The sequence below is a fragment of the Ochrovirga pacifica genome, from assembly GCF_000220525.1.
GTDB lineage: Bacteria > Bacteroidota > Bacteroidia > Flavobacteriales > Flavobacteriaceae > Ochrovirga > Ochrovirga pacifica.
Genome location: NZ_AFPK01000066.1, coordinates 23,368 through 44,898 on the forward strand (window position 1 = coordinate 23,368; position 21,531 = coordinate 44,898).

Annotated in this window: 18 protein-coding genes; 13 read left to right on the top strand and 5 right to left on the bottom strand. The window is 35.1% G+C overall.

What is annotated here, in order from left to right; all coding sequences use genetic code 11:
* Window positions 1-53: 53 nt before the first annotated feature.
* On the top strand, window positions 54-1,184 hold the full coding sequence (locus tag FS85_RS0112305) for a vWA domain-containing protein (protein WP_010136634.1): 1,131 nt from the start codon (window positions 54-56) through the stop codon (window positions 1,182-1,184).
* 8 nt (window positions 1,185-1,192) lie between these two features.
* A complete protein-coding gene (locus FS85_RS0112310) occupies window positions 1,193-2,656 on the top strand; it encodes a magnesium chelatase (RefSeq protein ID WP_010136635.1) in 1,464 nt (487 codons plus the stop codon).
* A gap of 82 nt (window positions 2,657-2,738) precedes the next feature.
* Here FS85_RS0112310 and FS85_RS0112315 read toward each other — a convergent pair whose 3' ends face one another.
* Window positions 2,739-5,552, bottom strand: a complete 2,814-nt coding sequence (locus tag FS85_RS0112315) for a TonB-dependent receptor (protein ID WP_010136636.1) — start codon at window positions 5,550-5,552, stop codon at window positions 2,739-2,741.
* Window positions 5,553-5,682: 130 nt separating this feature from the next.
* Here FS85_RS0112315 and FS85_RS16215 point away from each other — a divergent pair, with 130 nt between their 5' ends.
* From FS85_RS16215 to FS85_RS16220, 3 genes are all read left to right on the top strand, one after another.
* The gene (locus FS85_RS16215) at window positions 5,683-6,057 is read left to right on the top strand and encodes a transmembrane 220 family protein (RefSeq protein ID WP_010136638.1); all 375 of its coding nucleotides are present in this window, start codon (window positions 5,683-5,685) and stop codon (window positions 6,055-6,057) included.
* Window positions 6,058-6,241: 184 nt separating this feature from the next.
* A complete protein-coding gene (locus FS85_RS15700) occupies window positions 6,242-8,491 on the top strand; it encodes a DUF7133 domain-containing protein (RefSeq protein ID WP_010136640.1) in 2,250 nt (749 codons plus the stop codon).
* Window positions 8,492-8,743: 252 nt separating this feature from the next.
* A complete protein-coding gene (locus FS85_RS16220; RefSeq protein ID WP_010136641.1) occupies window positions 8,744-10,564 on the top strand; it encodes an endonuclease in 1,821 nt (606 codons plus the stop codon).
* 200 nt (window positions 10,565-10,764) lie between these two features.
* Here the strand turns inward: FS85_RS16220 and FS85_RS0112335 are convergent, their stop codons facing one another.
* Together FS85_RS0112335 and recR are read right to left on the bottom strand one after the other, a co-directional pair.
* A complete protein-coding gene (locus tag FS85_RS0112335) occupies window positions 10,765-12,024 on the bottom strand; it encodes an outer membrane beta-barrel protein (protein ID WP_029489461.1) in 1,260 nt (419 codons plus the stop codon).
* A 68-nt stretch (window positions 12,025-12,092) separates the two neighbouring features.
* On the bottom strand, window positions 12,093-12,707 hold the full coding sequence (recR, locus tag FS85_RS0112340; RefSeq protein WP_010136643.1) for a recombination mediator RecR: 615 nt from the start codon (window positions 12,705-12,707) through the stop codon (window positions 12,093-12,095).
* 74 nt (window positions 12,708-12,781) lie between these two features.
* On the opposite strand from recR, the gene FS85_RS0112345 reads away from it, so the two are divergent.
* From FS85_RS0112345 to FS85_RS0112365, 5 genes are read left to right on the top strand one after another with little or no spacing between them, the layout of a single operon-like run.
* Complete coding sequence (locus FS85_RS0112345; protein WP_010136644.1) at window positions 12,782-14,248, top strand: sodium:solute symporter; 1,467 nt, start codon at window positions 12,782-12,784, stop codon at window positions 14,246-14,248.
* Complete coding sequence (pdxH, locus tag FS85_RS0112350; RefSeq protein WP_010136645.1) at window positions 14,241-14,888, top strand: pyridoxamine 5'-phosphate oxidase; 648 nt, start codon at window positions 14,241-14,243, stop codon at window positions 14,886-14,888. The genes FS85_RS0112345 and pdxH overlap by 8 nt, the downstream gene beginning before the upstream one ends.
* A gap of 15 nt (window positions 14,889-14,903) precedes the next feature.
* Window positions 14,904-15,395 (top strand): SixA phosphatase family protein, encoded by a 492-nt coding sequence (locus FS85_RS0112355; RefSeq protein WP_010136646.1) that lies wholly within the window; start codon window positions 14,904-14,906, stop codon window positions 15,393-15,395.
* A 31-nt stretch (window positions 15,396-15,426) separates the two neighbouring features.
* Window positions 15,427-16,323, top strand: a complete 897-nt coding sequence (locus FS85_RS0112360; protein WP_010136647.1) for a Ppx/GppA phosphatase family protein — start codon at window positions 15,427-15,429, stop codon at window positions 16,321-16,323.
* Window positions 16,304-17,095 (top strand): peptidylprolyl isomerase, encoded by a 792-nt coding sequence (locus tag FS85_RS0112365; RefSeq protein WP_071585729.1) that lies wholly within the window; start codon window positions 16,304-16,306, stop codon window positions 17,093-17,095. Before FS85_RS0112360 ends, FS85_RS0112365 begins: the two co-directional genes overlap by 20 nt.
* Window positions 17,096-17,147: 52 nt before the next feature.
* Here the strand turns inward: FS85_RS0112365 and FS85_RS0112370 are convergent, their stop codons facing one another.
* The gene (locus FS85_RS0112370) at window positions 17,148-17,942 is read right to left on the bottom strand and encodes a M48 family metallopeptidase (protein WP_010136651.1); all 795 of its coding nucleotides are present in this window, start codon (window positions 17,940-17,942) and stop codon (window positions 17,148-17,150) included.
* Window positions 17,943-18,046: 104 nt separating this feature from the next.
* On the opposite strand from FS85_RS0112370, the gene msrB reads away from it, so the two are divergent.
* The 3 genes from msrB (at window position 18,047) to FS85_RS0112385 (ending at window position 21,049) form a co-directional block, all read left to right on the top strand.
* Window positions 18,047-18,496 (top strand): peptide-methionine (R)-S-oxide reductase MsrB, encoded by a 450-nt coding sequence (msrB, locus tag FS85_RS0112375; RefSeq protein ID WP_010136652.1) that lies wholly within the window; start codon window positions 18,047-18,049, stop codon window positions 18,494-18,496.
* Window positions 18,497-18,733: 237 nt separating this feature from the next.
* Entirely contained in the window at window positions 18,734-20,080 is a 1,347-nt protein-coding gene (gene ffh, locus FS85_RS0112380) for a signal recognition particle protein (RefSeq protein WP_010136653.1), read from the top strand.
* A gap of 93 nt (window positions 20,081-20,173) precedes the next feature.
* Window positions 20,174-21,049 (top strand): bifunctional 5,10-methylenetetrahydrofolate dehydrogenase/5,10-methenyltetrahydrofolate cyclohydrolase, encoded by an 876-nt coding sequence (locus FS85_RS0112385; protein WP_010136654.1) that lies wholly within the window; start codon window positions 20,174-20,176, stop codon window positions 21,047-21,049.
* A gap of 61 nt (window positions 21,050-21,110) precedes the next feature.
* Here FS85_RS0112385 and FS85_RS0112390 read toward each other — a convergent pair whose 3' ends face one another.
* On the bottom strand, window positions 21,111-21,530 hold the full coding sequence (locus tag FS85_RS0112390) for a Fur family transcriptional regulator (protein WP_010136655.1): 420 nt from the start codon (window positions 21,528-21,530) through the stop codon (window positions 21,111-21,113).
* Window position 21,531: the final 1 nt, after the last annotated feature.

Sequence of the window (21,531 nt, forward strand, 5' to 3'; positions counted from 1 at the left end):
AGGTAGTGTACATCTTTTAATGTATCTTAGTAACATAGCACAACACATACGTTATGAATAGCAAAAACAACGCACATTTGGGTTTTGTTTTTACGCCTTACCAAGCACCAGAACTCAGTATTTTTGACAAACTTTTAGATATTTTTAAAGAATTGTTAACCCACACTTCTGGTGATGTAGATGAGGCACTAGACTGGCTAGCTCAGTTAGACAAAACTTACGAACTTACCACGCCCGAGTATACTTTAGAAGATTTTAAACGCGACCTGTTTGACAAAGGGTATTTGCAAGAACGCATACAGCCCGACGGGACTTCTGGCACTAGCATAACGGCCAAAACCGAAAGAGCTATTAGACAAAGAGCACTGAACCAAATTTTTGGAAAACTTAGAAAATCAGGAAGTGGAAATCATAGAACTCAAAAAATAGGAAGTGGTGATGAAGCTACAGGAGAAACCCGTGCTTATCAATTTGGAGACGGTTTGGATCAAATTTCTATGACCGAAAGTATCCGCAATGCACAAATCAACCACGGAATTTCATCTCATTTTCAAATGCAAGAAGAAGATTTGGTAGTGAATGAAACCAATCACAAATCGCAAATGAGTACAGTGCTGATGATAGACATTAGCCACAGCATGATTTTGTATGGTGAAGATCGTATTACTCCTGCCAAAAAAGTAGCCATGGCTTTGGCAGAACTCATTACCACACGCTATCCAAAAGATACCTTAGACATTTTGGTTTTTGGAAACGATGCTTGGCGAATTTCCATTCAGGATTTGCCTTACTTAACCGTAGGCCCCTATCATACCAACACCGTAGCAGGCTTAGAATTGGCCATGGATTTGCTAAGAAGAAAACGAAATACCAACAAGCAAATTTTTATGATTACCGACGGAAAACCTAGTTGCTTAAGATTGCCAGACGGAAGGTATTACAAAAACAGCAATGGTTTAGACACACATATTGTAAATAAATGCTACGACAAAGCCAGTCAAGCTAGAAAACTTCACATTCCCATCACCACATTTATGATTGCCCAAGACCCTTATTTAATGCAATTTGTAAATGCTTTTACAAAAGCCAATCAAGGAAAAGCGTTTTATACTGGATTGCAAGGACTGGGAGAAATGATTTTTGAAGATTACGAACAAAATAGAAAAAGACGAATCAAAGGATAAAAGAACCTATGAAACCAACAGACATAAAAACATTTGGAGCATTAAAAGCAGCAGGATATCAATCGAAAGGAATTAAAGAAGAATTAAGAAACAATTTAATTCAATTAAAAAAAGAAAAGCAAGCTACTTTTACAGGGGTGCATGGATACGAAAACAGTGTAATTCCGCAATTAGAAAGAGCCTTGTTATCCAAACACAATATCAACCTATTGGGGTTAAGAGGACAAGCCAAAACGAGATTGGCACGTCAAATGGTACATTTGTTAGATGAATACGTTCCTGTAGTAGCAGGTTCGGAAATTAATGATGACCCCTTTGCTCCTATCTCTAGATATGCTCAAGAATTAATAGCAGAAAAAGGGGACGAAACCCCGATTACATGGTTGCACAGATCGGAACGATTTGCCGAAAAATTAGCCACACCAGATGTAACTGTAGCTGATATTATTGGAGATGTAGACCCCATAAAAGCAGCCAATTTAAAGTTGTCTTATGCCGATGATCGCGTAATACACTACGGAATGATTCCTCGTGCCAACCGTTGTATTTTTGTTATTAACGAACTCCCCGATTTACAAGCTAGAATTCAGGTTGCTTTGTTTAACATTCTACAAGAAGGAGACATACAAATTAGAGGATTTAAACTCCGATTTAACCTAGACATGCAATTTGTTTTTACTGCCAATCCGGAAGATTACACCAACCGTGGGAGTATTATTACACCATTAAAAGACCGTATTGGTTCTCAAATTCTAACCCATTACCCTAGCAATATTCAGATTGCCAAAACCATTACACAACAAGAAGCCAAGTTAGAAAATGCACAAAAAGACCCTATTTACGTTCCCGAACTGGCTAAAGATTTGATAGAACAAATAGGTTTTGAAGCCAGACAAAGTGAGTTTGTAGATGTAAAAAGCGGTGTAAGTGCTCGTTTAAGTATTTCTGCTTATGAAAATTTAATCAGTAGTGCAGAACTAAGAATGTTAACCACCGAAGAATCTGAAACTACGGTTCGTTTAAGCGATTTTATGGGGATTATTCCTGCTATTAACGGAAAAATTGAATTGGTATACGAAGGAGAACAAGAAGGTGCTGCCAATGTAGCCGAAAATCTTTTAAGAGCAGCTATCAAAACTTTGTTTGCATCGTACTTTCCTACCATAGAGAAATTGACACGCAAATCGGAAGTTACACCTTATGATGCTATTGTACAGTGGTTTTTAGAAGGAAGTTCTTTTGAGCTGCCGAACGATTTGACCAACCAAGAATACCAACAACAGTTAGACTATATTGCACCGCTTACAGATTTGATTCGCACCTACCAACCTGATTTAGACTCCAAAGATCATCACTTCTTTAAAGAATTTATTTTATGGGCTTTGGTAGAACACAAAAAGTTAAGCAAAGTTGATTTAGAAGAAGGGTTTGGATTTAAAGATTCTTTTGAAAGTTTTATAGATGGAATTTAAAACAACAATACCGAAACCACATAAAAAAGCTCTTTACCAAATAAGGTAAAGAGCTTTTTACATATATAACTAAATTCTACAATTAAAAAGTATAATTCAATTTGGTAAAGATTCCTCTTGGTAAAATAGGTACAACAATAAAGTTTCCGTTAGGATTGTTAGCAATATAATCTGCATTTACTTGATTGGCATTTCCTCCAAAACTATTAGGTCCAAAGAAATTAGCCAACCCATCCGAATTTAACAAGTTTACTACGTTTACACTTAAATTCCAGTGCTTTTCAATAGACAACCCTGCTCCAACATCAAACGTACCATAGCTAGGCAATTCAAACGCATTGGCTATGTTTCCGTAACGTTTTCCCATATAGTGGTAGGTAGCAAAAGCATACCATTGATTTTGTTCGTAAAGTGCTTTTACATCAAACATCAACTCTGGGTTAAACGGAAGGTTTTTATCGTTAAAATTCTGTACACTATCATCCGATTCATCTACTGTTCCATTGGCATTGTACACAGTCCAGTCTTCCGAAGTCGCTTTTTGGTAAACACCATTCCACTGTAAAGTCAAAAATGAAAAAGGTTGGTAAGCCGCTTCAAACTCTACCCCTAATGTATTAGAGCTGTTGAATTGTGTTGGAGTGTAAAAAACTGTATTGGTATCACCATTAAATTCAAAATTGGTATTCCCTATATTTTTTAACAAGCTATAAAATACAGTTCCTGCAAAACGAACCTGCTGTGCATTGTGCTTTAGCCCCAATTCTATTTGATGTACTTCTTGTACTTCTCCTTTTTTAGGAATGGCTACATTGCTAAAGTTGTTAAAGTAATAATCAAATTCTGGAGCTTTATTTCCTTTAGAATAACGACTAAACAACGAAGTATTTGCTTGTAATTTGTAATTAAGTCCAAGAGAATAAGAAAAATAATTGTAATCAAAATCAAAACTGTTGGTAGCACCTGTAGTTACTAACACTCCATTGTCATAATCGGTGGTAGCATCTCCATCAAATCCTCCATCTTGTTGCAAAGGTGCTGCATTGTGTTTGTTTCCTTTGTGAAAGATGTGTTCGTATCTAAGTCCAGCATCTACAGACAAATCTGGAGTAATTTTCCATACGTCGTTTACAAAAACTGCTGTTTGATGTAGGGTTGCATCGGCTTTTTCAAAAAATAAACCACCATAATTACTTACTCCGTTAGCATCAGACAATGCAAACACTGGGCTTCCAGGATTCTCTAAGGTAACCACTAGATTTCTAGGATTGTTTTCGTACGTAGCAAACACAAAGCTACTGTTGGTAAAATGCTCCATGTCAGAAAAACCATAATCTATTCCTAGGTTGATATCGTGTGCATCGGCTTTTTTACGAAACACCAAACGATCCATAATTTCGGTGGTCTCTGTGTTTTTGTACCAAGCAGCTCCTCCTAACAAAGCATTGTTTGGCAAACTCCCTTGGGTATACGCAGCAGGTCCACCAACCAAAATAGCACTATTGTTAACCCCTGCTACCACTTGTCCGTTGTTGGCATCTCTAAAAACTACGTTCCCTATGGGAAAACCAGCTCCTGTAATAAAGTATGCCAAAGGATTGTCGATGCTTACAAAAGCATTACTGATGGTTGTTTGCCAATTGGCACTTTTACTAGAAAATTTCACATTGTTTTTTACCGACCAGTCATTTCCTAGTTTCTGATCTAAATTCATTCCCACCAAAAGATCTTTGGCATGTACCCCTTGAGAAGGATCAAAAGAACTAGTGCTGGTTGCACTGGTAGGAATTGTTGCCGAAAAGCTAGGTAATAATTGAGAAGTGTGACGAAAACTTTGCCCGTATACCGCTGTTGGGTTGTTCCAATTGTTAGCTGTAACCCCATTCCATCTGTTGGTTCTATCATCTAGGACCTTTGCATAGAACTTAAAAAATCCTCTATCATTTTCTTTTATAAAGTTCAATTTAACTTGTCCTCCTTTGCTAAACGTAAAATCAACTTCTCTTGCACCTTCATCCTTTCTGTAATGACCTCCTACATTATAAAACCAATCGTTTCCCAAAGCACCATTCAACAAAAACTCATACTTTTGGTAAGCATTGTTTTTTCCTTGAATTCCACTAGTAATTTGCAACTGTCCTCCAAAACCTTCTCTTTTGTCTTGGCTGATGAAATTATAGATTCCCCCAGGAGCATTCATAGCAGTAACAGAAGCACTTCCTCCTCTTACAGCCTCCAAACGCTGTGTAGTAAGATCCGACCTGTAAAAAAGATCTGGGCTATAATACGAATGCTGAATTAAACTAACAGGCAAACCATCTTCTTGTAGCGAAGTATAATACCATCCCAAATCGTCTTCTGCAGCAGCAGATACACCTCTAGTATATACTTTGGTATACACCTCTCCTGCAGATGCATCAGTAAAAGTCCCCGACACATTTCCAATCAAATCTGCCGTTCCTCTAGGAGTCAATTTGCTTAATGCTTCTTGAGACAACACACTTACAGATGTACTGGTTTCCATTTGTTTTCTAGGAGCAAAGGTTCCTGTAACCACCACTGTATTTAAGTTTTGATAAGCTGTTTCTAATTCTACTGTTACTATTGATGAACTAGGTAATGTAATCCCTTTTTCTATAGCTTTGTATCCTAAAGAAGAAATATGAAGCGTAGTTGTACCCGTAGGTAAATTTTCTATTACAAACATCCCGTTTTCATTTGTTAGGGCTGTTTTTTGTGAATTTGCAATTTTTACCAAAGCACTGGCAATAGGTTGTTGTTGTTTGTTAAGTACTTTTCCTTGTACATGGTGTTGTGCTATAGCTGTATTAGACAGAAGTAACACAAATGACACAAAAAATACATTTTTCATCATAAATTTCTCGAAAAAATTCATATGGTTGTAATTTTAGATAGTTTTAATGAATAATAATTAAAAGAGTTGCCAAAAGTAAGTAAAAAAAGACTTCAATTGTTTACTTTCATTCATTGAAAAAAAATAAACATAATTTATAGTAACCTTTCTCATGAAAACAAGTATCAAACACACGGTCATTTCTATTGTATTGTCCTTATTATTTACCTGCTTTGCTTGGTTGCAGCTTAACGATCCCGATCCTTTTTTATGGTTTGGTATTTATATAGGAGTCAGCCTTTTTTGTTGGGTAACTCCTTTTGTTAAGCTTCCTAAGCTTATTTATACTGTTGTAATTATAGCTTTGGCCATTTATGCAGCAACCTACTTCCGTTATTTGGTAGACTGGCTAAACACCTCACACAAAGAAGAGATTTTTGGAAAAATGGTATACGAAAAACCTTATTTAGAAGGTTCTAGAGAATTTATTGGTTTGGTAATGGCCATTGCAGCTTTGTGGTATTTAAGAAAAGTTGTAAAATCCTAAACCTTTAAAAAACCATGTCTTTATTTTTTCATTGAAGAAAATCAAACATTTTTTTTAGGTATCTTATTTAATTTTATCACCCACAAAAAAAGAGTATGTTACAAATTTGATGTAATAAACGGTTAAAAATCATATATTTTTCAGTCAAATCAACTTTTGTTTTATAAAAAACCAACTTACACCTATGAGCAATTATCACAAATTTGGCCTTTTACTAACGGCTGTAGTTACCTTGGTAAGTAGCTGCAAAAACGAAGAAACAACTTACTTTGACAATAAGTACACCAAACCCAAGATTATTAAAGAAGCTTCTTCTGCATTCCAATCTCCTGAAAAAAGTTTGGAATCTTTTTACTTGCCCGATGGCTATAAAATAGAATTGGTAGCAAGCGAACCTATGATTGATGAACCTGTGACTTTGGCTTGGGACGGAGATGGAAAAATGTACGTGGCCGAGATGAATACCTACATGCAAGATGTAGATGGAACAGGAACCAATCGTTCTGTGAGTAAAATTAAACAACTGATAGATACCGATGGAGATGGAAAAATGGACAAAAGCACTATTTTTATAGATAGTTTGATGTTGCCTAGAATGATTTTGCCTTTAGAGGATGGTGAGTTGGTGGTAAACGAAACCTATTCTTACGACCTGTGGCTGTACAAAGACACAAACGGTGATGGGAAAGCGGACACCAAAAAACGTGTGTACTACAACCCAAAACGAAGAGGTGGAAATTTAGAACATCAACAAAGTGGATTGCTTTGGAATTTAGACAACTGGGTTTATACGACCTACAACCCTATCCGTTTTCGTTTTACTAAAGACCGCGTAATTGCCGACACACTAGACCATATGCCTAGAGGACAATGGGGATTGACACAAGACGACTTAGGGGTAATGTACTATTCCACTGCCGGAGGTGAAAACCCTGCTTACGGTTTTCAAAATCCTGCACCTTACGGAGACTATAGTCCTAATGAACGTTTGGAAGAAGGATTTATGGAAACTTGGCCTATTGTAGGAACTCCAGATGTGCAAGGAGGACCATTCCGTTTAAAAGAAGACGGAACATTGAACCACTTTACAGGAGTTGCAGGACAAGAAATTTACAGAGGTCACAAATTGCCTAAAAACATGTATGGTGACTTGTTTATTCCAGAACCTGTAGGTCGCTTTGTAAGAAGAGCCAAAGTAAAAAATATAGACGGATTAAAAGTCTTATCTAACCCATACTACCAAACGGAATTCTTAGCTTCTACAGATTTAAACTTTAGACCTGTTTGGGCTTCTACAGGACCTGATGGAACGCTGTACTTGGTAGATATGTACCGTGGAATTATACAGGAAAGCAATTGGACAAGAAAAGGGAGTAAAATTCGCCCTGTGATTGAACGTAAAGGTTTGGACAAAAATATTGGCCGTGGACGTATTTACAGAATTGTACACGAAGATATTAGCCCAGATAAACAACCTAAGTTACTTAGTAAGTCATCAGAAGAGTTGGTATCTTACTTAGGACATCGTAATGGATGGTATCGAAATACAGCTCAAAAACTCATTATTTTAAGAGGAGATAAAAAAGTAATTCCAACCCTAACAGCCATAGCCAAAGGCAATCAAAGTTTGTGGAGCAAATGGTTTGGAGACAGTAGTAAAGATTATGGACTAGAGCGAATTCATGCATTGTGGACTTTAGAAGGTTTGGGAGTAGTTGATAAGCAGCTAATTAAAGAAAAAATACAAGACGAAGACCCTAGAGTTCGTGAAACAGCCATACGATTGAGCGAGCGTTTTATAAAAAATAAAGAAACCGAATTCTTATCCTTATACCAAGATTTGATAGAAGATCCTTCTTTAGATGTGGTACATCAATTGGCATTGAGTTTACGATATAGCGAAACTAAGAAAGCAAGCTCTATGCTACATGAAATCAACAGAAAATATAGCGACAATCAAGTAATTTCTTATTCTGCATCGGAAAGCTTAAAGAAAGACGACGAAGTCTTATTGGCTCTGCAAGAACGAATAAAAGACAGACCTTCTGCACACAAAACAAGTATTATTAGAGGATATGATATTTACAATGGATTGTGTATTACATGTCACGGTAAGGACTTAAAGGGAGCTAAAAATCAAGATGGATCTTTGGTAGCACCTCCACTAATTGGAAGCAAACGTGTAATGGGTGACAAAAGTAAGTTAATTAAAATTTTACTTAACGGTTTGATTGGTGAAGTTGACGGAAAAGATTATGGAGTGATGATGTCTTTAAAAGACAATGACAATATTTGGCTTGCCGATGTTCTTAGTTATGTTAGAGCTATGAATGACAAAGATATAGTACAAAGCTGGCCAGATGTTGGTAGAGTAAGACAACGAAACAAACGTAAAGATTATTGGACATTAAAAGAATTAGCTAAATCAGAGTAACTATACTCATAATTATTTTGCTAAAAAAAACAGGATTTGAATCTTCAAATCCTGTTTTTTTATAGCTATACATCATCCGTTATTTTGGTCTAATGAAAGGTGAACTATCTTCTTTAACTTGATGCAACTTTAACATAACTTTTTGTTAATCTATAGCCCAAACAAAGCCCCTAAATTGCGATGAGCTATTCTTTTTTGTAGATGATAATACAAAAACCTATAGTCTTTTACTTATCCTAATCTCCTTTAAAAATGAAAAAAAAATTATATGAGTATTTTTGGTTGGTGTTATTGCTAACCACTACTAGCTATGCTCAACAAAGCTACTACAGTGATGTAGATCTTAACAAAACAGGATTGGCTTTAAAAGAAGAACTTAGTTCCAAAATTACCAGTACGCACACTCGCTCTCTAAGCTACAGCGACGTATGGAATGCTTGTAAAGCTACCGATCAAAATCCTGATAATGCCAACGAAGTACTACTTATCTATGGATATCAAGATACTACTACAGGAACTTATGCCAGAAGAAGAAACATACATCAAAATGGAGGTGGCAGTAGCGACTGGAACCGAGAACACAGTTATCCAAAATCGGTTGGAATCCCCAATCTAGGAACAAGCGGTCCGGGTGCTGATGCACATCATTTAAGAGCTTCTGATGTAAAGTTGAATAACAATCGTGGTAGCAAAAAATACGCTGCTGGTTCAGGAAATGCTGGAAATTCTAACGGAGGTTGGTATCCAGGAGATGAATGGAAAGGAGATGTTGCTCGTATGATGATGTATATGTATTTAAGATACGGTAGTAGATGTTTACCTTCTAACGTAGGAATAGGTAGTACTGCCAATACTCCAGATAACATGATTGATTTGTTTCTAATATGGAACGCACAAGACCCACCATCTGCTGTAGAGGTTCAACGAAACACATATCATGAAAACACAAGTCATAGTGCCGCACAAGGAAATAGGAACCCTTTTATAGACAACCCAAGACTAGCCACCCTTATATGGGGAGGACAGCCCGCTAAAGATACTTGGGGAATTTATGGAGGAAGCACTCCAGTATCTGATACCCAAGCTCCTACAGCACCTACCAACCTATCTATAGGAACCATAACTGCAAACTCTATTGTTTTAAATTGGTCAGCTGCTACCGACAATACCGCTGTTACAGGCTACGAAGTGTATCAAAATTCCGCTTTAGTGCAAACCACAACTATGACCCAACATACTGCAGCAGGGTTAACAGCAAATACCTCTTACTCCTTTTATGTAGTTGCTACAGATGCAGCTAACAATAAATCCAATTCAAGTGCTGTTATACAAGCCACTACATCTGAAAATAATGGTGGAGGTAGTGAAACTCCAACAGGAGCTTCTTGTGGCACTGAAAATTTTGAAGAAACAGGTGCAACCTCTTCTAGTTACCGTTCTATTGGCTGGACAGGAGATAATGGCAACCAGTGGTTTGCCGAAGGTGCAAGAAACGATGGAGATGCAGAGATTGCCACAAACAAAGGCTTGATTATTAATAGTGATAAAGAAGGACAAGTTTCTACCACACTAGGACACAACGGAATCCAAAGTTTTACACTAACTACCCAAAGAGTTTTTAGTGGAGGTTCGGGAAATTTATCCATTAAAATCAATGGGAATACGGTAGGAACCATTCCTTTTAGCGATCAAGTTCAAACAACAACAATTCACGACATCAATATAGAGGGTACCGTGAATTTAGTAATCGAAAACAAGCAAAGTAGCAGACAACGTGTGGCTATTGATAACCTCAGTTGGACTTGTTATCAGAGTAGTTTGTCTAATAACCTAAAAAGAAAAACCCCACCTTTTATTCGACCTAATCCTATTGATAACCATCAAAAATTGCAAATACACAATATATCATCAGTTATTGACTCACTAACTATTTATCAAACAAATGGACAAATAGTTTTTAAGGCTGATGCACCAAAAAACAGCCTCGATTTAAGATTTCTATCAAGTGGAATTTACCTATTGCAACTACAAGTTGATGGACAGGTATATTATGAAAAGCTCATCAAAAAATAAAAAACTACTTTTATATAGTTCTAGAATCTATAAAACCCTAGTAATTACTAGGGTTTTATTATTTACTATTGTTTTTTGATGCAATATCTTATTTCTTATGAAACAAATGGTATCATGTATTTAACTCTCGCTTTCTCAAAAGAATTTTAAATCAAATAGCAAATCACATTTCTAAAACTTACATAAATACCGGGTATTCCTTAAAAAGAATAAGTTAAAAGCAAGTAATTTCTTTTGGTAGTAGTTTCTAAGGCATTTAAGTTAGAAAAACCATTTGTATTTTCATACCTGTATTCTAATGAAAATTGTTTGTACATCAACTCTCCTGTTCCCACATATCCTCTTTCATACTTTCTTGTACTTTTTACCGCTTTGTGATTTGTTTCCCTGTTGTACTCTCTAATCTGAGTATATTCAATTCTTTGATTCGTTTCACTTATCATATAGCCATTAGAGATTCCACCACCTATTCGAAAAATAAACTTATTAAGCAACGGAATTTTATACTTAAACAAAGTGTTCAATTTAATGTATGACATCTCTAGTTTTATGTCATTATCTGTTTTGTTCAAAAGACTTCTAGTTGTGGTATGTTTTTCTTTATAATTAAAGTTTGTGTATATTATATCATTATAAAATGAAAATTTATGAAAAGATCTAGGTAAAGCAATATTCATAAAAACTCCTCCACTAATGTTTATTGAATTTTTAAAGTCACTTTCCGTTAAGTACTCAAAACCTGAACTTTTAAAGTCTATGGTTGTACTTGAAACCCCTGCCAACACTCCATAATTAATTTTAATGTCATCAACCTCCCTTACAAACTCTTCTTTTTCACTTACACATGTTCCATAACTTTCAAAAAGGTTGGTTAGTTTTTTTTGGGTGTACTTAGTTGTTCTTATTTTAGATTTTATGCCTTCGCAACCTTGCAAATAAAGTAAAAGCTGCCCTATATAGGTCTTATTTTCTTTTAATTTTCTAACTCCCTGATTTTTATAAAGATATTTTTTAAACTTAAGAAGTACGTATGCACTGTTTAAATATATATAATAATGGTCTACATTTCTCTTATCTACATATTTAAATAAGCTTTTATTTCCTTGATATAATGTCTGTAAAAAAACTTCTTTATTTTCTGTGTAAATCGTTTTTGAAAATTTTAAATCATCTAATTTTCTTGATGATATTGCTACTTCAACTTTTGCAGATTTATATATCTCCCCTTCCGTTTCAAAACTTTTGATTTCAGAAGGTTTGTATACCTCTTCTTCAGCTTCTAAACTTGTTTTAAAAGATACCTCTTCTGGATTTACCAACCAATTTTGATAATCTATAAATCCTTTAATTTCTTGTTCATTGATGGTAGTTATACTCCCTGGAATAAAATTTGATTGAGCTTTAACAACACCTATAGTGTAAATAAAAGCACACATTACAAGCTTTATTTTTTTTTTCATAGCATATAAATTAAAGCAAGTAAAATTAATCTGTTCAGCAAAACAGCCTGTTAATAAAACATTATTTTTTACCTTAAAGAGTTTTCAAACGGAATACGATTTACAATACTTCTTCCCAAAGTCACTTCATCAGCATACTCTAGCTCATCGCCAACAGAAATTCCCCTTGCAATAGCAGAAATCTTCACCTCCATATCTTTGATTTGTTTATAAATATAAAAGTTGGTCGTATCGCCCTCCATGGTAGAACTAAGAGCAAACACCAACTCTTTTACTGTTCCAGATTTTACTTTTTCTATCAAACTAGCTATTTGTAAATTGTTAGGCCCAATTCCCTCCATAGGAGATATTTTTCCACCCAGTACATGGTACAATCCCTGAAACTGTGCAGTGTTTTCTATAGCCATTACATCTCTTACATCCTCTACCACACAAATGGTAGTTTCGTCTCTTTTGGGACTTGCACAAATCTCACACAATTCTACATCCGAAATATTGTAGCAACTTTTACACAACTTTATTTCGTTTACCAATCCTTCTAGGGCTTGTGTTAAATGCAGCGTATGTTCCTTGGGTTGTTTTAGCAAATGTAACACCAAACGCAAAGCCGTTCGTTTACCAATACCAGGCAACTGAGAAACTTCATTTACTGCCTTTTCTAATAATTTTGATGAAAATTCCATAGGCCAACAAAAGTACGTATATAGGTCTAACAATAAAAAAAATCTTTACTTTGCCCTATCTTAAACACTGTAATATGACACCCAGTTTTATTGCCCTACTTATTGGATTGTATTTTTTAGTGTTATACACTATTTCTTACATAACAGGAAAAGACAACAACAATCAAGCTTTTTTTAAGGCGAATAAAAAAGCCCCCTGGTATGTAGTTGCTTTTGGAATGATAGGAGCTTCTTTATCTGGAGTTACTTTTATTTCGGTTCCTGGTTGGGTAGGTAGTAGCCAATTTAGTTACATGCAGGTTGTTTTGGGCTATTTTTTAGGTTATATAACAATTGCTTATCTGTTATTGCCTTTGTACTACAAATACAATATTACTTCTATCTACAGCTATTTACAAGAACGCTTTGGAACTTACAGTCATAAAGTAGGAGCTGTTTCTTTTTTAATTTCTAGAATTTTAGGTGCTTCTTTTCGTCTGTATTTAGTAGCACTGGTTTTGCAACATTTTATGTTTGATACATGGAACATTCCCTTTGAAATTACAGTGGTTTTGTCTGTGCTACTTATTTGGATTTATACCGCAAAAGGAGGTATTAAAACTATTATTTGGACAGATACGTTACAAACACTTTTTATGTTAACAGCCTTGGTGTTTGTAGGTTGGGTTTTACTAAAAGAGCTAGATACTGATTTTTTCAGTTTTATTACCTCTACAGAATTTAAAACCACTTATGGGCAAATCTTTTTTGCAGATGACATTAACAGCAAACAACATTGGTCTAAATCTATTTTAGGGGGTGCTTTTATTGCTATTGCTATGACAGGTTTGGATCAAGATATGATGCAGAAAAATCTAGCTTGCGAAAACACACAAAAAGCACAATGGAACATGCTTTCTTTAGCTCCCTCACTAATTGTTGTTAATTTTTTGTTTTTGGTTTTAGGAGCTTTGCTATTTAGCTATGCAGCTAAACATCAAATAGAAATTCCTATGATTGATGGAAAAACTAAAACCGATTTATTATTTCCAGAAATTGCCTTACACGGAAATTTGGGTTGGAGTGTTTCTATACTCTTTTTATTAGGATTGATTGCTGCTGCTTATTCTAGTGCAGACAGTGCTTTAACTTCTTTAACAACTTCTTTTTGTATTGATTTTTTAAAACTAGAAGACAAAACAAAAGCACATCAAGAAAAAACAAGAAAACAAACACACCTTTGGATGTCTTTGGTGTTAATTGTAACGATTGTCTTTTTCAAACACATCCTTAGCGACAATGTGATCAGTAATTTGCTAAAAGTTGCTTCGTTTACCTATGGCCCTCTTTTGGGACTATTTTCCTTCGGAATCTTTACAAAGTATAAAATTCGTGATAAGAGTGTATTATTTATAGCTGTTCTTGCCATAATTTTTACTTATTTTGCGAATGAATTTAGTGTGAGACTTTTAGGAGGATATCAGTTTGGATACGAATTGTTAGTACTGAATGGACTGTTTACTTTTATAGGACTTTACACCATCAGAATAAAACATGAATAACGATTTAAGCAATTATCGTAAAAATTACCAACAAGCTGAGTTGTTAGAAACTGAGCTACCCCAAGCCCCTATAGAACTATTTCAACAATGGTTTTATCAAGCCGAAATGTCCGAAACCAATTCTGAAACCAACGCTATGAATGTGGCCACCATTGGATTGGATGGTTTTCCCAAAAGCAGAATTGTACTTCTTAAAAAATTTACTTGGGAAGGATTTATTTTTTACACCAATTACCACAGCGAAAAAGGAAAGGCTATTGCCCTAAACCCAAATGTGTGTGCCTCTTTTTTCTGGGAAGCACAAGAACGACAAGTTATTATTAAAGGAATTGCAGAAAAAATTCCCGAAAATTTATCCGATGGATATTTTGAAAGTCGTCCTGAGGGAAGTAAATTAGGAGCATGGTCATCTAATCAAAGTCAGGTAGTTCCTTCTAGGCAAGCTTTGGATGCTAATTTAGAAAGCTATCAAAAACAGTTTAAAAACAAAGAAATTCCACGACCCAAGCATTGGGGAGGTTATATTATCAAACCCATTTCAATAGAATTTTGGCAAGGAAGACCTAACAGAATGCACGATAGAATTCGATATACACAAACAGAAAACTTTGATTGGAAGATAGAACGATTAGCCCCTTAACTCTTTGAAATTTATATGAAAACAATCTATATAGTTAGACATGCAAAATCTTCATGGGAGTATGAAGGTATACAAGATATTGATAGACCTTTGAAAAAAAGAGGAATCAAAGACTCGTATTTAATTGCCAATGTATTAAAAAACAAAATTGCCAAGCCCGATGCCTTTATTTCTAGTTGTGCCAACAGAGCATTGCATACAGGAATTATTTTTTGCAATGTGTTAGAGTTTCCTATGGCCAACCTAAAAATTAGCAAATCGCTATACAGTTTTAGCGATGGCTATTTGGTAAAGACCATTCGCGCTTTGGACGATGCTTACAATTCTGCTATTGTATTTAGTCACGATCATGGAATTAATACCTTTGTAAATACCTTTGGTAGCAAACCCATATCGCATGTACCTACATGTGGTGTTATCGGAATTACTTTTGATACACAACATTGGAAAAACATCAAATCTGGAAAAACCATTTTGGTAGAGTTTCCAAGAAAACACAAAAACTAAGCTATTGTAATGTATTTAAAATAAAACTATTTTGATTAAAATAAGGAAATACGGAGCCATTGATATTGGTTCTAACGCTGTAAGACTTTTAATTGCTGATGTAATAGAAAACGAAGATAGACCCACCAAATTTAAAAAATCTGCCTTGGTGCGTGTGCCTATTCGTTTGGGAGAAGATACTTTTGTAAAAGGAGAAATTTCTGAGAAAAAAATTATTGCTCTAAGAGATGCCATGAAAGCATTTCAGCTTTTAATGCAAATACACGGAGTAGAAAAATACAAAGCCTGTGCTACGTCGGCCATGCGAGATGCCTCTAACGGTGCTTACGTAATTGACCGTATTCTTAAAAAGACTGGGGTTAAGATTGATATTATTGATGGAAAAATAGAAGCTCAAATTATTGCAACCACAGATTTAGGAGAGTTGTTAGACCATACCAAATCCTATTTGTATGTAGATGTTGGTGGAGGTAGTACAGAAATGACCATCTACAAACACGGAAAAATTACCGTTTCTAAATCTTTTAAAATGGGTACTGTACGTATGCTAAATCAAAAAGATTTGCTTGAGGAAACTTGGGAAAAGATGAAAGAATGGGTAAAACATCATACCAAAGACATTAAAAACATTTCTTTGATTGGTTCTGGAGGAAACATCAACAAAATATACAAAATGTCTGGCAGAACCGATGGTTCACCATTATCTTATGTATACATGAGAGCCAATTACAAATACCTAAAATCGATGACCTACGATGAACGTATTTCGGAGTTAAACTTAAATCAAGACAGAGCCGATGTAATTGTACCTGCAACTAAGATCTATGTATCTGCTATGAAATGGTCCGAAGCCAAAAGAATTTATGTGCCAAAAATAGGTTTGGCCGATGGAATTGTAAAAAGTTTGTATGCTGGAATTATTGAATAAATACATACGTGTTTTCCTTTTTATAGGTGCTGGTACTCTTTTTTTAGCTGCTTGTACAGATACAAAAAGTAAAAAAAACACTTCATTGCCCCAAAAAAATCTTTCGCATACAACTAAACATCCTTTAAAAAAAAGTAAGGAATCGGTCTCTAAAAAAGATAGCCTCCCTAAAAAGAAAAAGGAAGTAGTAAGAATTCCCAAAGAGGAGTTGTTGATTAAAGATATCATCAACCAAAAAAATGTGCGTTCCTTTTTTTTAGATTATGGAAGGAAAAATCCTGAAACCAAACTTCTTTTAAAAACTAGGCTCGGAAACATGCACATTACGCTATACAAGCAAACTCCACTACACAGAGCTAGTTTTATTTATTTAATTAAAAACGGTTATTTTAATAAAACCTGTTTTCACAGAATAGTAAAAGATTTTATCATTCAAGGAGGTTGGTCAGATCAAGCTATTGTGGACAAGTACCGAATACAGCTAAACCGTTATCGTTTGCCAGCAGAATTTAGAAAAGGAGTAAATCATAAAAGAGGAGCTTTGTCTGCCACTAGAAGATGGGTAAACAATCCTGATAAAATGTCTAGTCCTTTTGAATTTTTTATTGTTCAAACCGATATCGATTGTTCACATTTAAACGGAGAGCATACTGTTTTTGGACAGGTAACCAAAGGATTTGAAGTTATTGACAAAATAGCAGCTGTTAAACTAGACGGAAACTCTGAATGGCCCGAAGTCGACGTTGATATTACCTTTGAAATTTTAGATTAAAAAAACCGATAGATTGAATCTCTATCGGAATGTATCTTTACTTGATTGTAAATTATTTGTACTTTAATGCTTCTCTCCTAGCTTGCGGCAAGTAAGAGCGTAAGGTTTGTATTCTAGAATCGTTTGAAGGGTGTGTACTTAAAAATTCTGGTTGAGAAGCTCCTCCTAACGCCTTCATTCTTTCCCAAACTCTTACCGCTTCTTCTCCATTATAGCCAGCCATAATCATAAATACCAATCCTAGCTTATCTGCCTCTGTTTCGTGAGTTCTACTGTATTTTAACATTCCTAACTGAGAACCAACTCCGTAAGCCATGTTCCATAGTTGTTGCGATGTTTCGTCTTGTCCTGAAGTTGCAATTGCCACGGCTGCACCTCCATATTGTTGTAACTGTGCAGAGCTCATTCGTTCTTGTCCGTGTTTGGCAAATGCGTGGGCTACTTCGTGTCCCATAATCGCTGCAATTCCATCCACATTTTTGGCTACAGGCAAAATTCCAGTGTAAAACACCACTTTACCACCAGGCATACACCAAGCGTTTAATTGATCGTCTTGTACCAAGTTAAATTCCCAACGATAATTATTTGCTTCTTCTGCCATTCCATTCTGTCTCATAAATTTATCGACCGCTTTTGAAATTTTTGCTCCTACAGTTTTTATTTGAGCTGTTTTTGCTCCATCGGTAGATAGTTTATTTTCTCTTAAAAAAGCATCGTATTGAGCAAAACTAGTGGGTAAAATTTGACTATCAGAAACAAAATTTAACCTTTTTCTTCCTGTAATTGGTACAGTACTACAAGCTATTAATAGTGATATTGCTATAAAACTACTTAGTTTTTTTCTCATATTTTCTATTTTTATCTCTTACAAATATACTACTTTGAGGAACTAAATCGTAATGCATATACGATTCAAACGACCTCTTATGCAAGAGAAAACAATAAAAACCTATGCAAAATATATATATTGCTTTATTTATGTGTTTAAGTTCTTTGGGATGGTCTCAGGAAAAAGTAAGCAAATCAGAAAAAGAATGGAAAGAAATTCTAACTCCCGAACAATATTTTGTATTAAGACAAAAAGGAACCGAAAGACCTTTTACAGGCAAGCTAAATAAACATTACAAAAAGGGTACGTACCTTTGTGCAGGCTGCCAAACTCCTTTATTTACTTCTGATGCTAAATACGATTCTGGATCGGGTTGGCCTTCTTTTGACAAAGCCATTAAAAATAAGGTTGATTATGCTAGTGATAAAAAATACGGCATGGTAAGAACCGAAATTATTTGTACAACTTGTGGAGGCCATTTAGGACATGTATTTAACGATGGCCCCAAAGAAACCACAGGAAAGCGTTATTGTGTGAATTCTGCAGCATTAACCTTTAAAAAATCAGAATAAATTAACTAGGGTCAATTTATTATTCTAAAATTTTAAATATCTTTAAAATCCATATAGTTTAAGAATGCTCTTTTTACAAAGAGAAAACTCATGGAATAAATAGTATTTGTTTTTAGTTTTACAATTTTACCTTCTCATTTTTGAGAAGGTTTTTTGTTGCTTTTTATGTTTATTAAATTGAGTATATTCTTGTATATTTGCACTTCTTAACGCTAATAAAGTAAACCACCGCATACTATGTTTAACAATTTATCAGATAAACTAGATAAAGCCTTACATCTTTTAAAAGGTCACGGAAAAATAACGGAAGTAAATGTTGCAGAAACCTTAAAAGAAGTTAGAAGAGCATTGTTAGATGCCGACGTGAACTTTAAAATTGCCAAAGAATTTACCAATACCGTAAAGCAAAAAGCTATAGGACAGGACGTATTAACTTCGTTAAACCCTGGTCAATTAATGGTAAAACTGGTAAAAGACGAATTGACAGAATTGATGGGAGGAGAAACTGCTGGGGTAAACTTAAACGGAACTCCTTCGGTAATTTTGATGGCAGGTTTACAAGGGTCGGGAAAAACTACCTTTTCTGGAAAGCTAGCCAATTACTTAAAAAACAAAAAGACCAAACAAGTTTTATTGGTTGGTGCCGATGTATACAGACCAGCAGCAATCAATCAGTTGCAAGTTGTCGGAGAACAAATTGGTGTAGAAGTTTATGCTGAACCTGAAAACAAAAACCCTGTTGAGATTGCTCAAAATGCCATCGCTCATGCAAAGGCCAACGGGAAAAACACAGTAATTATAGATACTGCGGGTCGTTTGGCTATAGACGAGGCTTTAATGACCGAGATTTCTAACATCCATAAAGCTGTAAATCCACAAGAAACTCTTTTTGTAGTAGACTCTATGACGGGGCAAGATGCTGTAAATACTGCAAAAGCATTTAACGATTTGCTAAACTTTGACGGAGTTGTTTTAACCAAACTAGATGGTGACACTAGAGGTGGAGCTGCATTGTCTATTAAAACTGTAGTAAACAAGCCTATTAAGTTTATCGGTACTGGAGAAAAAATGGAAGCTGTAGATGTATTTCATCCAGACCGTATGGCAGACCGTATTTTAGGAATGGGAGACGTTGTGTCTTTGGTAGAACGTGCTCAGGAACAATTTGATATTGAAGAATCTAGAAAGTTACAAAAGAAAATTGCGAAAAATCAATTTGGTTTTGATGACTTTTTGAATCAGATTCAACAAATCAAAAAAATGGGGAATATGAAAGACTTGGTAGGAATGATTCCTGGTGCTGGTAAAGCCCTAAAGGACGTTGATATTGATGACGATGCCTTTAAAGGAATTGAAGCCATCATAAATTCTATGACTCCTTTAGAAAGAACCGAACCTAAAGTAATCAACGCATCTAGAAAAAAGAGAATTGCCAAAGGATCTGGAACGAGCATTACCGAAGTAAACCAGTTGCTAAAACAGTTTTTCCAAATGGCCAAAATGATGAAAATGATGCAAGGTGGTGGTGCTAAAAAAATGATGCAAATGATGCAAGGAATGAAAGGCGGAATGCCAGGAATGTAATAATATAAAGTTAGTCTTAAATACTAATTGCCTTATTATACAATCATTGAACATACAACTTTGTACACTGTACTTAGTATTAAAACCAAAAGAATGACCATACTAGACGGTAAAAAAACATCTGCAGACATTAAAGCTGAAATTGCAGAAAAAGTAAAAGAACTAAAAGCTCAAGGAAAAAAAACACCTCATTTAGCTGCTGTTATTGTAGGAAATGATGGGGCTAGTAAAACCTATGTTGGAGCCAAAGTAAAAGCTTGTGAGTTAGTAGGTTTTGAATCTACGTTGATTGAACTACCTGAAGAAACTTCGGAAGAAGCTTTATTACAAAAAATAAACGATTTAAACCAAGACAATGCTATAGACGGATACATTGTTCAATTGCCATTACCAAGGCATATAGACGAACACAAAGTACTTTTAGCTATTGATGCAGATAAAGATGTGGATGGTTTTCATCCAACCAACGTAGGGAGAATGGCTTTAGAATTGCCTACTTTTTTACCCGCTACTCCGTACGGAATTTTAGAATTGTTAGAACGTTATCAAGTTCCTACATCAGGTAAAAACGTAGTAGTGATTGGACGTTCTCACATAGTAGGAAGACCAATGAGTATTTTGATGTCTCAAAAAAGAGCTGCGGGTGATGCAACTGTAACTGTAGCACACTCTAGAACTCAAAACCTAAAAGAACTAACTTTACAAGCAGATATTGTTGTAGTAGCCTTAGGTGTTGCAGAATTCTTAACGGGAGATATGGTTAAAGAAGGCGTAACTATTATTGATGTAGGGATTACTCGTATTGAAGATTCTTCTAAAAAGAATGGTTTCCGTTTGGCAGGAGATGTACATTTTGATTCTGTTGCTCCCAAAGCTGAATTCATTACGCCAGTTCCTGGTGGTGTAGGTCCTATGACCATTGCCATGTTGTTAAAAAACACCTTATTGGCTGGAGAAAGAAAGTCTTAAATTTTTTAAAAATTTACATAATAAAAATTCCTGTTTTATCTAAAAAACAGGAATTTTTATTTTACATACATTTTTCACAAGTCCCCGAAACCTCAATCTCTACTTGTTCTATTGTTACATTAGGTATATGTACTTGTATTTGGTTACTTGTCTCTACACAAGAAACCTCTGCGCAAACATTGCATTTAAAATGTACGTGCTTATGATGATGTCCTTCTACAGAACAATGATGTTTGCACATAGCATAATACGTATCATCTGTGCTTACTGTAGCCTTGTGTATAATACCAACATCTAACAAAGCTTTTAATGTCCTATACAAAGTAACTCTATCAAAATGCTTTAATTTTTTTTGTATTTGACTATAAGGAATCGCAGAATTGTAATTGCGAATTACCTCTAACAACTCTAACCTTTTTGGTGTTGCTTTTAAGCTTCTATCACGTAATAAGTCTTCTAGTTTTGTTTGCTGATCTGTCATT